The sequence below is a fragment of the Paenibacillus cineris genome (genome assembly GCF_018333335.1).
Lineage (GTDB): Bacteria > Bacillota > Bacilli > Paenibacillales > Paenibacillaceae > Paenibacillus_AQ > Paenibacillus_AQ favisporus.
The window spans coordinates 175,964-189,861 of the sequence record NZ_BORU01000003.1 but is presented as its reverse complement, the minus strand read 5'-3'; the positions used below and the strand labels follow the sequence as shown (position 1 = coordinate 189,861).

Below are 13,898 nucleotides of genomic sequence, written 5' to 3'. Positions count from 1 at the left end.
ACATCTTAACCAGCCCCCATAAGACCGAGGTCATGGCCTCAACCAGCCCCGTTTTCCAATGCACTTACCAGAAAAATTAACGGACAGCCCATTGAATCAGGGTGAATGATAAATCCGCCCGCAAAACATCGCTTGACCTTCACATGATGTGAGGGTTTACACTTGCTTTAACAGATGGCTGCAAGGCCGATGAAAGGGGGTAACGATGATGCATATTAGCGAGCTGTCCCGGGCCACAGGCGTGAGCCTGCGCTCACTGCGATATTACGAGGAGAAGGAGCTGCTTCATCCCGTCCGGCTGGATAACGGGTACCGGGAGTACAGCATGTCCGATGTCGAGCGCGTCCGGATCATCCAGCTGTACTTCAGCCTTGGACTAAGCGCCAAAGAAATCAGCGATGCCTATCCGTGCGCCGGATCGGAGGAGGTTCGGCGGGAATGCTTGCCCGGAGCGATCCGGGTAGGGGAAGCCAAGCTGGCGGAGATTGGGGAGCGGATCGACACGCTTCGAAAAGCGGAAGACCATTTACGGGCATGCCTGACCACTTGGAGACGTGAGCTAGAGAAAGGAGAAGATTGGGAATGAATAGCAAGCGGGTTGCACTGATCACCGGCGGGAATCGCGGGATCGGAAAGGAAATCGCCAGACAACTGGCGCAAAAAGGGCTGCATGTCATCATTGGCTGCAGGAGCAAAGAGAAGGGGCGGCAAGCCGTATTCGAGCTGCGTTCGGAGGGGCTTGAGCTGGAGGTCCAGGTGGTGGATCTGCAGGACCCGGGAAGCATCGATGCGATAGTGGATCGAATCCGGCAGGAACATGGCAGGCTTGACGTTCTCATTAACAACGCGGGCATCATTCTGGATCGAGGCGTATCTGTCCTGGACGTGGAGGAGGATGTGATGAAAGAAACGCTGGAGACCAACTTCTTCGGCGCGCTGCGCATGATCCAGGCGGTGGTGCCGTTGATGAAGGAGCAAGGGTACGGGCGGATCGTCAACATGTCGTCCGGTCTCGGTTCTTTTGAGGTGATGCAGGGTCTCCTCGGGCTTAAGGGCTCATCCTCTGCTTACCGGATTTCCAAAACGATGCTGAATGCGCTGACGGTGTTGGTGGACCAGGAAGCCGCGGCGTACGGTATTCAAACGAATGCGGTTTGCCCGGGCAGAGTGCAGACCGATATGGGCGGGACGGATGCCCCGCTCTCGGTGGCGGAGGGGGCCGATACGGCTGTGTGGCTGGCTACTGCGGGAGAGGACGGCCCCAGCGGTGGATATTTCCGGGAACGGAAGGCCATTTCCTGGTAGCTCTTTGTTGAAACGGAATGGTCATGATGGTTTTCCGATGGCTTATCAAATGCATCATATGAATGTCATATCATTTTTTAATATGATTTTTATATAACAATTTTGATATGGTTGTGATAATTAATATGCATTTTACTTATGTTAGTACGTGTTTTATGATCAGAAGGCGGCCACCTGGTCATGCTATGGTTACGAAAAGCTAGTCGAGCAATGGAAATCATCCTGATTCGAAAAATATGCATTTTCATGGAGGGATATGAAGTGGTCAACGTCAACTTCGATTTGAACGGAAAGGTGGCTATCGTTACAGGTGCCAGCCGCGGGATCGGAAGAACGATTGCTGAGGGGCTTGCCCAGGCGGGGGCGGATGTCGCATTGACTGCCCGGACCGAGGCCGAAGTACTTGCAGCCGCTCATGAGATTAGCCTTGCTACCGGGCGGCGTGCGCTCGGCATCGCTTGCGATGTTACCGATAAGCGTTCCGTAGACTCGGCCGTTCAACAAGTGGTGGAAAGATTCGGGAAAATCGACATACTGGTCAACAATGCCGGGACAAACATTCGCCATTCCGCTTTTGAGCTCAGTGAGGAAGAATGGGACTTTGTGGTCGATACCAACTTAAAATCTGTTTTTTTGATGTCCCAGGCGGCAGGTAGCCATATGATTGAACGCCAAAGCGGCCGTATCGTAAATATCGCTTCCGTGGCATCGGAACTAACGCTGTCATTCTCAACGGCATATGGGCCCAGCAAAGCGGCCGTCGTGCAATTGACAAAACAGCTTGCCAGCGAGTGGGCCCGATATGGCGTTACCGTCAATGCGGTTAGTCCTTGGTTTATCCGGACTTCTCTTAACGCAGAAGCCCTCGACGATCCGGATAACCAGAAGATGATTGAACAGCGGACGCCAATGGGGAGGTATGGCCGTTTGGAGGAAGTGGTCGCTCCCGTTCTGTTTTTTTGTTCCGAAGGAGCGGGATACGTTACGGGGCAAAATTTATTTGTTGATGGAGGCGTTACGCATTACGGGGTGTAGGAGTACAAGAGAGCTGCGGCCGGATAGCGAAAAAATTGACAATCCCAATTTCGCATCTAGTTTGGCATGTGATTTTAATAAATATAAATGGCGCCATAGGGACAGATCCCTGTGGCGCCATTTTGGATTGCGGTTCTTTCAAGCATCCAGCATCCCTATGCAAGTGTTAAGTGCGCTCTGATCGAGGGCCACAGACCCGGCAAACGTTTGGCTTATCTTTCCGTGTCCTTTCGCCCCAACGGTTATTCCCTGGCCTGCTGCTTTGTAAGAAAGTACAAAAACCAAACGGCATGGTTCTGCTCATCGGCGGCTGCCCTGAGGAAAGCCTGCTTCACGGCCGGATCGGATGCCCGGTCGGCGGCTTCATGGTAGAAGTCCACCGTGTTCTGTTCGTCCTTGAAGGCAAAGTGGAGGCCATCGCGGTAGACGGAGGGGCAGGGCTCATTGATGACAGGTGCCGGCTGTCTTCCGGTCAGGGACGTGTACAGCCCGGCAAACGTTTGATAGTGTCTGATTTCGTCTTTACGGATCTCCATGATCTGTGTGCGTTCTTCTTCGCTTGGCGCCGCACCCGCCAGCCGTTCATAGCAGGCGATGGCGGAGTATTCTCCGTTGATGGCTTTCTCGAGATCGGCGATGGATGAGGCCGGAGCCCGATAGTCCCACGTATAGTAATACATTCTTGGTGTATCTCCCTTCGCAAATATAGGCTTTTCTTCACCCTATTCAGCTTCTTGGGCAAATGTCATTCATTTACGAAAAAATCGTGGGGAGGGACAAAGATAAGCCGCCACCCATAAAATGGTTATTTTTTATTTTTGAAATATCCGTTGACACCCCATTCTGGAAGCGCTATTATAGACCCATCTTAATCAAGTTGTTGCACCAAAACGGGAACGTTCCCAAAAATTTCATCGGTTTTGATTCGGTCATTTGGCTTCCTGTTAGATCCTTTCCCGTTCACATGAACTCTGATGCAGCAAAGCTGGGAGAGGCATTTCCTTCATTTTGGGAACGTTCCCAAAATGAAGTTGGCGGCGGATGATTGGAGGACCGTGACGGAAACTTGTCAAGACGGGAACCTCATAGAGGCTGTATGGATAGCTCTAAGACGGGGGACAGACAACCAACTGCTAGTGCCGTGAATCCTTCCGGTAAAGAAATGGCAGCTCCTGCCAAACAAGTCCTTTCCTTGGACCTCGGCTGTCTGGTAAAATGGGAACGTTCCCAAAAATGGTATTCGTGCTGTATCTTGCCATCGATTCCGTATCAGCGGGATAGGCAAGTGAAGGGGCCGAAACATGGGAAACGATACATGGAGAGAGTGATAACAGTGGGTCCAACCATTCACGATGTCGCCAGATTGGCAGGAACAAGCAAAAGCACCGTGTCCCGTTACCTGAACGGGCAGCAGGTTAAAAAAGCAACGCAGGAAGCGCTGGATAAAGCCATCAAGGAGCTGAATTTCCACCGCAACGCCAATGCCCGCAGGCTGGTGCTTGACCGGACGAACAGCATCGCCGTCGTCGTCGACAACATTTCGAATATTTTCTATTCCGGCATCATCCGGGGCATTGAGGGAGTAGCCAATCTGAAGGGATACAATTGCACCTTCCTGAGCTGGACTTCCAACTATGCCGAAGAAATATCCTTCCTCAACCTTCTGTATGAAGGGCAGGTCGACGGAGTGATCCTGGTGAGCTTCCAAAAGCGCAAGGACGAAGACTTGGAGAGAATCAGGGACTCGCAGTATCCGATCGCACTGATCGGCGATCACGGCGGCAAGGACGGCATTTTCGCGGTCGACGTCGACAATGCGGCGGGGGTCTACGATATCGTCGGATACTTGCACAGCCTGGGCCACCGGGAAATCGCATACATTTCCGGACCGCAGCATGCCGCAGCGAACCAGCACCGTTTTAACGGATATTTGCAGGCGATGGAAACGCTTGGGTTAACCTACCGACCGGAATGGGTGGTGGAGTCGGACTGGAGCAGCCAGGGCGGATATCAGGCGATGAAGCAGCTGCTGGAGCGCAAAGGCTTCTCGGCGGTCATCGGCTCCAACGACGAAGCGGCAACCGGGGCGCTGCGGGCCATCCAGGAGCACGGGCTCAACGTGCCCAAGCAGATGTCGGTCGTCGGGTATGACGACATTTCGATCTCGGAATGGGTGTATCCGTCGCTGACGACGGTGCGCCAGCCCTTTGAAGCCATCGGCCGAAAAGCGGCGGAAGGATTGTTTCAGCAAATCGAAGGCATCCAGGACAAGAGTGAGGAAGCGATCCATCTGCTGAAGCCGAAGCTCATCGTCCGGGACTCTTGTGGAACCAAGTAAAGTGTAAAAAGGGGTGAAAACGATGGGCTCCAAGGTCAACAGGTCATTTTACGGTTACATCTTTGTGGCGCCTTTCTTCATCGGCTTTGCCGTATTCGGGCTGATGCCGATTCTGTACACGCTCTACCTCAGCTTCATGAAATGGGACGGATTTTCGGATCCGGTCTATGTGGGGCTGGCGAATTATTCACGCCTGCTGCACGACAGCTTCTTTTATCAGACGATAGGCAACACGCTTATTATCTGGATTCTATCCAACGTTCCCCAGCTCATCTTATCGGTGCTGCTCGCGCTGGTGCTGAACGAGCGCTTTATCCGGGGCAAGCATTTCTTCCGGGCGGTCTATTTCTTTCCTCACATCATTACGCCGGTCACGCTGGGGGTCATCTTCTCCCTCATGTTCGACTGGCAGACCGGGACGATCAACAAGCTGCTCATGAGTCTGGGGATCATTCACGATCCGGTCAACTGGTTTAACAGCCCATGGTGGTCCAGAATTATCGCATCGGGGGTCATCTGCTGGCAGTACTTCGGGTTTAACATGATCGTCTTTATCGCCGGACTTCAGGGCATTCCGAGAGAAGTGTATGAAGCCGCCGAAGTGGATGGGGCGACCAAAAAGCAGACCGCGATGCACATTACGCTGCCGCTGCTCCGCCCGGTATTCCTGTTTGTGTTCATTACGTCGGTCATCGGCGGCCTGCAGCTGTTTGATGCGCCGCTCATGCTCGGAGACGGGCCGGGCAACTCTTCCAGAACGATGGTCATGTACTTATATGAAACGGCTTTCAAAAACTTTGATTACAGCTACGGGGCGGCGGTCGCCTACGGAATATTCTTTGTGGTCATGTTCTTTACGGCCATTACGGCCAAAGCGTCGAAGCTGAAGGATTAAGGAGGTCCACCTTCATGGCTAAAATACTTACCCGAGGCATTCTGTACCTCTTTCTCATCGCCGTGGCGGCGACATGCCTGCTGCCCTTCTACAGCATGATCATTACATCCACCCATGCCAACTCGGATATTGCGCGGAAGCTGCTGCTCATTCCGGGAGACCAGTTTCTCGACAACTATGCGAGGCTGAAGGACACCGTCAACATTTGGCGGGGCTTCGGGAACACCGTCCTGATCACCGTCACGTCGACGATCATTAACGTGTACTTTGCGGCACTGGCCGGGTACGGCTTCTCGAAATACAACTTCAAGTACAAAAACGTACTGTTCATGTTTGTGCTCGGCACGATGATGATTCCGGGCCAGCTCGGCATCATCGGTTTCTTCAAGCTGATGGATTCGCTGAACATGCTGAACACGTACTGGCCGCTCATTTTGCCGTCGATCCACAACGCCTTCGGGATTTTCCTGATGCGGCAGTTCGCGGATTCCTCGGTGCCGACGGAAATCATTGAATCGGGCCGGATGGACGGGTACGGCGAATGGCAGATCTTCAACCGGATCGTGCTGCCGATCATGAGTCCGGGGCTTGCGACGCTGGGAATCTTCGCTTTTATCGGCAAATGGAACGATTTTCTCACGCCGATGATCGTCCTCTTCGACAACAACCTGCAGACGCTGCCGGTCATGATCGCGAGCCTGAAATCCCAGTTTACATCAGACTTTGGCGCACAGTATGTGGGCATCGTGATTGCGGTCGTACCGATCCTCGTCTTCTTCTCGTTCATGTCCAAACGGATTATCGACGGGGTGGCGGCGGGAGCGGTCAAAGGCTGACCGATTGAAGCAGACATCAAGACGGCTTGACTTTCAGACTCCAGGGAAAGAGGTGATGACCGGGAAACGGCGAAGTGGACCGCCACGAAAACAAAGTCAATTGAAAGCGTTCTACAAATTGCGGACATCTGTTACGCATGCACTTCAATCACAATAAGAAAAACGTCTTCAAAAAGGGGAGATCGGTTTTGAAAACGAAGAAATGGCTGATGATGGTGCTGTCCGTCCTGCTGGTCGGCAGCATGCTGGCCGGATGCGGAAGCAAAGCTTCGGACAGCAGCAGTACGGCAAGCGGAGACGACTCCGGCAAGGCCGCCGAATCCGGCGAGCTCAAAGGTCATTTGGTCATCTGGACGTTCTTTGACCAGGTGAAGGACATGGCCGACCAGTTTCAGGCGAAAAATCCCGGCGTCACGGTAGACGTCAAAATGTTCCCGGGCGACCAATACCAGACGAAGCTGCTGACCGCGCTGCAGTCCGGCCGCGACGTTCCCGATATTTTCGACCTGGAGCGCGGGTATATCGGCAAATTCATCGATTCGAAGTTTTTGACGGACCTGTCGGCGATGGGCGCCGAGGATCTGGTGAAGGATTACGTCCCTTACGTTCAGGAGCTGGGACGATCCCAGGACGGCAAGCTGCGGGCGATTTCCGACCACTCTTCTCCGGGCGGCTTCTGGTATCTGCGCGATACGGCCAAGAAGTACCTCGGCACAGATGATCCCGACAAAGTCAGCGATATGGTCGGCTCGTGGGACAAAATCATTGAGCTCGGCAAAAAGGTGGCAGCGGACAGCGGCGGCAAAGTGCATCTGATCCAAAACGCCGGCGACCTGTTCGACATTGAAGCCTACAACACCCAGCCGTGGGTGAAGGACGGCAAGCTGAACATCGATCCGAAATGGCAGACGGTCTATCAAACCCAGCTGGATATCCGCAAAAACAACGTGGATGCCAAGCTTCCGTTCATGTCGGCGGGCTGGGGCAACGCACTGAACGACGGCAGCGTCGTGCTGACTTCCATGCCGGCATGGGCCGGGTTTATGGTCGACAACAAGGACGACAAAGCCAAAGGCAAGTACGGCGTAGCCAAAACGCCGGAAGGCTTCTACTCGGGTGGAACGTACCGCGGCATCTACGAAAAGTCCAAAAACAAAGACCTGGCGTATGAGTTCATCAAATATATCGCCGGCGAGGAATGGCAGCAGCACAACCTGGAGAAAACGGGCAACATGCCGGGCAACAGCAAAGTGTACGAGGCCAACCTGGATACGTACAAATCCCCGCTGTTCGGCGACGAAAACGTCTTGAAGCCTTATTACGAAACCGTCGTGAAAATTCCGGCAACGAAACCGGATAAATACGGCGAAGACATCATGAGCAAGTGGAGAAAGGTCGCAGGCGACGGTGTCACCAACAACCGCAGCTATGACGACGTCGTGTCAGACTTCAAAAAAGAAGTGAAGAACGCTTTCCCTGAGCTGAATGTGGACTGATCGCCCGGTCAAGAGCAGAAACGACAGATAAATAGACGCGGCTGCTGTTCGGATGAGAAGAGGAGCAGCCGCTCCATTTTTGGAAGGAGAAAGGCCCGATGAGCAGCATACATGATTATATCAGCGAACTACGGATCATCGACGGACACGAGCATTTGGCGACTCCGCAGATCAGACAAAGAGAGCAGCAGGATTTTTTCTCCCTGATGCATTACCTTGATTCCGACTTCATTACGGCGGGGATGCAGCGCGGGGCTTTAAGCGGCCGGGTGCGCAGTGACGAAGAGAAAGCGGCCACCTTCCTGCAGTACTGGCAGCGCGCGAACAACACCACGTACGCGAATATGTTCCGGACGGCCATGAAGGACCTGTACGGCTTTGAAGATTGGACGGTTCAAGGCATTCTGGAGGTTAATGATAAAGTGAAGGCGGCGACGAATAACCCGGACTGGTACCGGGAGGTGCTGTACGAACGCTCAAAAATTGACCTGGCGTTCACGCTGATCCAAACCACGCAATTGGATTACGAATTGTTCCGGCCGATCATGTTTTTGGATTTTACCTTTAAACTTCGAACACTCAAGGATATTCACGACGTGGAGAACGCCGCAGGGGTGCATGTACATTCGTTCCCGGGCTATCTCGAAGCAGTGGATGCCTTATTGCATAGATACAAACAGGAAGGAATGGTCGCAACGAAGCTGGGCCATGCGTATTGGCGGAGCCTCGCCAGCACTAACCCGACGTTCCACGAAGCGGAGATCGTCTTCAATCGGCTGCTAGGCTATACGCTGCAGGATGGGCTGTCGAAGGAAGAGACGCTGGCGCTGCAGGACTACCTCATTCATTTCATCATCCAGCGTTCCATCGCTTATGATCTGCCGATCCAGATTCACACCGGCCATCATGAATCTAGCGTGTCCGGCAACGGCAACATCCTGACCAACTCGAACGCAGAGCTGCTGCTGCCGCTGCTGGCGCAGTACCGGGACGCCAAATTCGTCCTGCTGCACTGCGGTTTTCCTTACCATCAATCGTATTTGAGCATCGCGAAAAATTATCCGAACGTATACACCGACTTTACCTGGGTGCATATCATCTCGCCGACGATCGGCAAGCAGATTCTGCATCAAATGATCGAGATGGTGCCGCAGTCGAAGATCCAGGGATTCGGTGGCGACTACAACCATATCGAAGGAACCTACGCGCATCTGAAGCTGGTACGGAACCTAGTGGGCGACGTGTTAACCGAGAAAGTTCAGGAGGACAGCATGACGGAACAGGCAGCAATGGAATTCGCCAAGCGCATTTTCCGGGACAACCTGATCGAGATATACCAGCTGGATATGTAATGTAGAAAAATTTCCGGAAAAAGAAGGCTATTGGAAGAAAGGCGGGAGTCAATCGTGGGATGGAAGGCAGAGGCAGACGGTGGTGAGCGTTACGTACTGAACGTGTATCGGCCCGGTGAGGAACAGGGGGAGGCTGCGCTGCGGTTCGGTCATTTGATCGAAGCATGGAGCCCGCTGGACGGGTCGACCCTGGAGGTTCCGATCGAAAGGGTGGATGCTTTGACGGATGGAGGGCTGACGATGTCCGGCTCTTCGGACGAATTTGCTGCCGAAGCGAAATGGGAAGCGGTGAAGGACAGCTGTGGCGGCTACGACGTCACCCTTCATTTAACGTATAACGGGAACGTTCCCAAAAATATGGGGCTGACGCTGCGGGCAGAGGTAAACGGTCCCGGGAAGCCGGATTGGATGATTCCCGGCGCTTTCTATAAGGAAAATCGTTTTGAGAAAAATTTGCGGCGCTATCCCCGCTATGACTACCGGGGCGGAGACCCCGAGCAGATGGTATCGGATTATTGGTCCTTCCGCTCGGACCGGGCGGCGCTGCCGGTAGTGTTTGCCTGGAATGATGCGCTGTGCGGCGCGCTCTGCACGGAAGAAATGTCGGAGCTGGGCTTGACGGGCCTCGGTTTCCGGGGCAACGCGGACGGAACGGCGGTCTGGCTGAACTTCCCGTACCGGGAAGAGCCGGTGACGTTCGTCGGCGAGCCGGTTCCGGCCCCTGCGGATCTGGCGTCCGCACGGTTTGAGCCGGGGCAGCAGGTAACGCTGCGCTACCGGGTGTATACGGCGGCAAGCGATCCCCACGCGTACGACCCGTTCGTGCGCCGGATGTACCGGCTGCATGCCGAGGCCTACCCGCTCCGGCCTTGGATGGATCTGGACGAGGCGGCGCAGCTGACCGCCCACGGCCTGTTTACGTGGCATTATCGTCCGGAGCACCGCATATTGTACGAAACGGCGGCGTTTGACCGCGAACTGAACAACAACGTTAAAGGGCAGGGGGACCGCCCCCATATGCACGTAGGCTGGGTCAGCGGAGCGCCTTACGCGCATGCGCTGCTGCAGTACGGACGCAGGCAGGGAATAGCCGAGTATACTGCGGCCGGCATGGACGTGCTGAGCAAAATCGCCGAAGGCTTGTCGCCGAGCGGCATTTTCTGGGCGTCCTGGATCGAGGGCCGGGGCTGGAACGCCGGCTGGAATCCGAAGCCCGATTGGCTGCAGGCGAGAACGGCGGCCGAAGCGACGCTGTTCATGGTCCGGGCGCTGGCCTTTGAGCGCGGGCTGGGAGCATCCCATCCGGACTGGGAAGCGGCGGCCCTGTCGAACTTGAATTTTGCGGCTTCCTGCCAGCGAAGCGACGGCAATTTCGGCTCCTATTACCATGCGGAGACCGGGGAGGTCGAAGAATGGGACGGCGCCGGCGGCATGCTGTGGATCGCGGCGCTGCTCGAAGGCGCGGCCTTGTTCGGGGAAACGCAGTTTGCCGATGCCGCTGTGCGTGCCGGCAGCTATTACGAGAAGTTTATCAGGGATGAATATATTTACGGCGCTCCGGAGGATGTGCATCTGACACCGACCTCGGAAGACGCCTATAACGCCGTCGCTGCCTATGTGCTGCTGTACGAGTATGAACGACAGCCGAAGTGGCTGGAGCTCGCATCCAGCGCGGCGTACTGGATGATGACGTTCCGCTGGACGTATAATCTGTGCTTCCCGCGCCACACCTTGCTGGCGCAGTATGATTTTCGTTCGCGCGGCGCGGATCAGGCGTCCACGTCGAACCAGCATCTGCACAATTACGGCCTGTTCTGCGTGCCGGAAATGCTGCGGCTGTGGAAGCATTCCGGCGACCGGTATTACCTGGACCGCACCCGCGACCATATCGCCTGCTTCCTGCAGTTTATCGCGCGGGAGGACGGGGACTTCAATGCCTATAAAGGTATGGTCACCGAGCGTTATTACAACACGAACTGCTTCCAGCCCAAAGGAATGATGCTGACCCTGTCGCACTCCTGGTGCATCGGCTTGATTCTGTACGCGTCCCAGGAGGCGGCGGAATACGCAGCGGAGCTGGGGCTGAGCGAGCTGATTGAAGGCTGAAGGATCGGAAACCGAGGGGCTGAAAACTGAAGGATCAAAAACTGAAGGATCAAAACAGATCTAAAGACTGATGGATCGAGAACAGATTCGAAGACCAAGAGGTCGAAAACCGTAAGCTGCTTGCTGGAGACAAAAAAACGATGTCTGTTCTTTATGAAAATACGCCGGTAGACGTTCTTCATCCTATCGAAACCGCCTTCCAGCGAGACAAGGATTTCATAACCCGAAAGCGGATGGCTTGAAGGTGCCTAGCTTTATGCCCGCGAAAAAGAATAAGGAAATCCATGAAATCGCTTAGGCGAGATGAGATGCAGGACGAATACGGGAGGGGACAACGTATGTTATTTGCAGGAATTGATATCGGAACGACATCGATCAGCGCCGTGCTGATTTCGGCTGCGTCAGGCCGGGCGATCCGTGTGGCAACTTGTGCGAACGATGCATCGGTTCGGGGGGATCACAGCTGGGAACGGCTGCAGGATCCGCAGCGGATTATGGAGCAAGTTCGAGGGCTGCTTGCGGAATGTCAAGAGGAATGGCCGGACGTGGCCGCGGTCGGAATTTCCTGCCAGATGCACGGCGTTCTTTATGTCAACGGAGATGGCCAAAGCGTCAGTCCGCTCTATACCTGGCAGGACGGGCGGGGAGACGAGCGGATGGAGGACCGGGATGCCTCTTACGCACGGTATCTTCGGGAACGTACGGGTTATCCGGCAGCCAGCGGCTATGGACTGGTGACCCACTTTCATCATGTGAAAAACGGGAACGTTCCCAAAGATGCGGTTTACTTATGTACGATCGGCGATTACGTGGCTATGCAGCTGACGGGCGCTGCCAAACCGCTCATGGATCCATCCAACGCGGCCGGGATCGGATTGTTCTCGGCGAGCCGGCACTGCTTTGATGAAGAAGCGCTGCGGCAGGCCGGGATGGATGTATCCATCCTGCCGCCTGTATGCCAGGGCACGGAGCCGGCCGGGAGAACGCCGGACGGCAAGCCCGTAGCATGCGCGATCGGCGACAACCAGGCGAGCTTCCTCGGTTCGGTATCGCAGCTGGAGCGGACGCTGCTCGTCAACGTCGGAACCGGCTCGCAAATTTCCATTTACACGGGCAACGACGTGTCTCCGGAGGAGTTGGATGCTGCGGCCGGCCTTGAAATCCGGCCGTTTCCGGGAGGCGGCTCGCTGCTGGTAGGCGCCCCCCTTAGCGGGGGCAAGTCCTACGCCATGCTGCTGGCGTTCTTTCAAGAGGTGGGCAGAGCCTTCGGCACGTCTCCGGATGAAGGCGAGATCTACGCGCGGATGAATGAATGGGCCCGGGAGGCAATTCGGCGCGGGGATGAGCCGCTTCAGGTGCAGACCCAGTTTTACGGAAACCGGCAGGATCCGGGCCTTCGGGGGACCATCCGCGGCATCGGGCCGGACAATTTCACGCCCGGCCATCTGGCCGCAGGCTTCCTGCAGGGCATGGCCGACGAGCTGATGCAGTACGTCGGCGCGCTGCCGGCGGGGCTGCGCGGCAGCATCTCGGCTGCGGCGGGTTCGGGCAACGGCATCCGCCGGAACCCTCTCCTCCGAGAGATGCTGGAAGCGAAGCTCGGGCTGGCGCTTGAGCTTCCGTCCGGGGAGGAAGAGGCGGCCTATGGAGCGGCCGTGTACGGCGCAGCGGCGGCCGGATATTATCCCGATGTCCGGTCGGCGCTTAGCGAAATGAGGAAAGGGTGAACTTGCGATGGACATGGACACAGTCGATACAAGTACAGCGCGCCAGCCGCAGGAATGGGGACGCTTCAAACTGGCGGTCATTCATACGACCCCAGTCACGGTCGATCCTTTAAGGGACCTGGCACAGCAGTTGATGCCCGGTCTCCGTGTCATCAATTTGGTGGACGACTCGATCCTGCCGGAGCTCGCGGAGAACGGCGGGGACGTCAGAGCCATCGCCGGGCGGTGGAGGCAGTATGCGCACATTGCGGAGCGGCATGGCGCGGACTGTATTCTGAACGCCTGCTCCTCCATCGGGGAGCTGTGCGCTGCCGTACAGCCGGAGATTGCGGTGCCGATCGTGCGCATCGACGAAGCGATGGCGGAGCATGCGGTGCGCTCCGCCGGCACCATCGGTGTGGCAGCCACGCTGGCCACGACGCTCGGGCCGACGCAGCGACTGCTGCAGCAGCAGGCAGAGCGGCTCGGAAGAGAAGTCCGGCTGGTGCCGGAGGTGATCTCTTCCGCGTACGAGCGCCTGCTGGCCGGCGACCGGCAGGGCCATGACGAAGTGCTGGCCGAGGCGCTGGTCCGGATGGCCGGTACGGCTGACATCGTCGTATTGGCCCAGGCGTCGATGGCGCGGGCGGTGGAAGGCCTGCCTCCGGAGGAACGCAGCCGCTTTCTGACCAGCCCCGCCTTCGGAATGGGGCGCGTGCTTGAGCAATTGTCGGCGAACAGAAATGAACTGAGCAAACTTCACTGAACAGACTTAACTGAAGAACGGATTTAACTGAACAACAGACTTAACTGAAGAACAGACTTAACT

General features: G+C 55.8%; 12 protein-coding genes. 11 read left to right on the top strand and 1 reads right to left on the bottom strand.

All coding sequences use genetic code 11. The features are described from left to right. The first annotated feature begins 205 nt into the window (after positions 1-205). From KI379_RS25040 to KI379_RS25030, 3 genes are all read left to right on the top strand, one after another. Positions 206-586: a MerR family transcriptional regulator gene (locus KI379_RS25040; RefSeq protein ID WP_306433702.1), complete on the top strand. Its 381-nt coding sequence runs from the start codon at positions 206-208 to the stop codon at positions 584-586. After that, positions 583-1,305, top strand: a complete 723-nt coding sequence (locus KI379_RS25035) for an SDR family oxidoreductase (protein WP_212985263.1) — start codon at positions 583-585, stop codon at positions 1,303-1,305. The genes KI379_RS25040 and KI379_RS25035 overlap by 4 nt, the downstream gene beginning before the upstream one ends. Before the next feature lie 261 nt (positions 1,306-1,566). Next, positions 1,567-2,340, top strand: a complete 774-nt coding sequence (locus tag KI379_RS25030; protein WP_089548717.1) for an SDR family NAD(P)-dependent oxidoreductase — start codon at positions 1,567-1,569, stop codon at positions 2,338-2,340. Between the two features lie 242 nt (positions 2,341-2,582). Here the strand turns inward: KI379_RS25030 and KI379_RS25025 are convergent, their stop codons facing one another. Further along, a complete protein-coding gene (locus KI379_RS25025) occupies positions 2,583-3,020 on the bottom strand; it encodes a ferritin family protein (protein WP_212985262.1) in 438 nt (145 codons plus the stop codon). 635 nt (positions 3,021-3,655) lie between these two features. On the opposite strand from KI379_RS25025, the gene KI379_RS25020 reads away from it, so the two are divergent. The 8 genes from KI379_RS25020 (at position 3,656) to KI379_RS24985 (ending at position 13,835) form a co-directional block, all read left to right on the top strand. Further along, positions 3,656-4,678 (top strand): LacI family DNA-binding transcriptional regulator, encoded by a 1,023-nt coding sequence (locus KI379_RS25020; protein WP_212985261.1) that lies wholly within the window; start codon positions 3,656-3,658, stop codon positions 4,676-4,678. 22 nt (positions 4,679-4,700) lie between these two features. Further along, positions 4,701-5,573 (top strand): carbohydrate ABC transporter permease, encoded by an 873-nt coding sequence (locus KI379_RS25015; protein WP_076173788.1) that lies wholly within the window; start codon positions 4,701-4,703, stop codon positions 5,571-5,573. Between the two features lie 14 nt (positions 5,574-5,587). After that, positions 5,588-6,409 (top strand): carbohydrate ABC transporter permease, encoded by an 822-nt coding sequence (locus KI379_RS25010; RefSeq protein WP_076173787.1) that lies wholly within the window; start codon positions 5,588-5,590, stop codon positions 6,407-6,409. A 188-nt stretch (positions 6,410-6,597) separates the two neighbouring features. Further along, on the top strand, positions 6,598-7,905 hold the full coding sequence (locus KI379_RS25005) for an ABC transporter substrate-binding protein (protein WP_076173786.1): 1,308 nt from the start codon (positions 6,598-6,600) through the stop codon (positions 7,903-7,905). 98 nt (positions 7,906-8,003) lie between these two features. After that, a complete protein-coding gene (locus tag KI379_RS25000; RefSeq protein WP_089548713.1) occupies positions 8,004-9,257 on the top strand; it encodes an amidohydrolase family protein in 1,254 nt (417 codons plus the stop codon). Positions 9,258-9,311: 54 nt separating this feature from the next. Beyond that, a complete protein-coding gene (locus KI379_RS24995; RefSeq protein ID WP_212985260.1) occupies positions 9,312-11,363 on the top strand; it encodes a hypothetical protein in 2,052 nt (683 codons plus the stop codon). Positions 11,364-11,701: 338 nt separating this feature from the next. Further along, a complete protein-coding gene (locus KI379_RS24990; protein WP_212985259.1) occupies positions 11,702-13,090 on the top strand; it encodes a sedoheptulokinase in 1,389 nt (462 codons plus the stop codon). A 7-nt stretch (positions 13,091-13,097) separates the two neighbouring features. Continuing rightward, complete coding sequence (locus KI379_RS24985) at positions 13,098-13,835, top strand: aspartate/glutamate racemase family protein (RefSeq protein ID WP_212985258.1); 738 nt, start codon at positions 13,098-13,100, stop codon at positions 13,833-13,835. Positions 13,836-13,898: the final 63 nt, after the last annotated feature.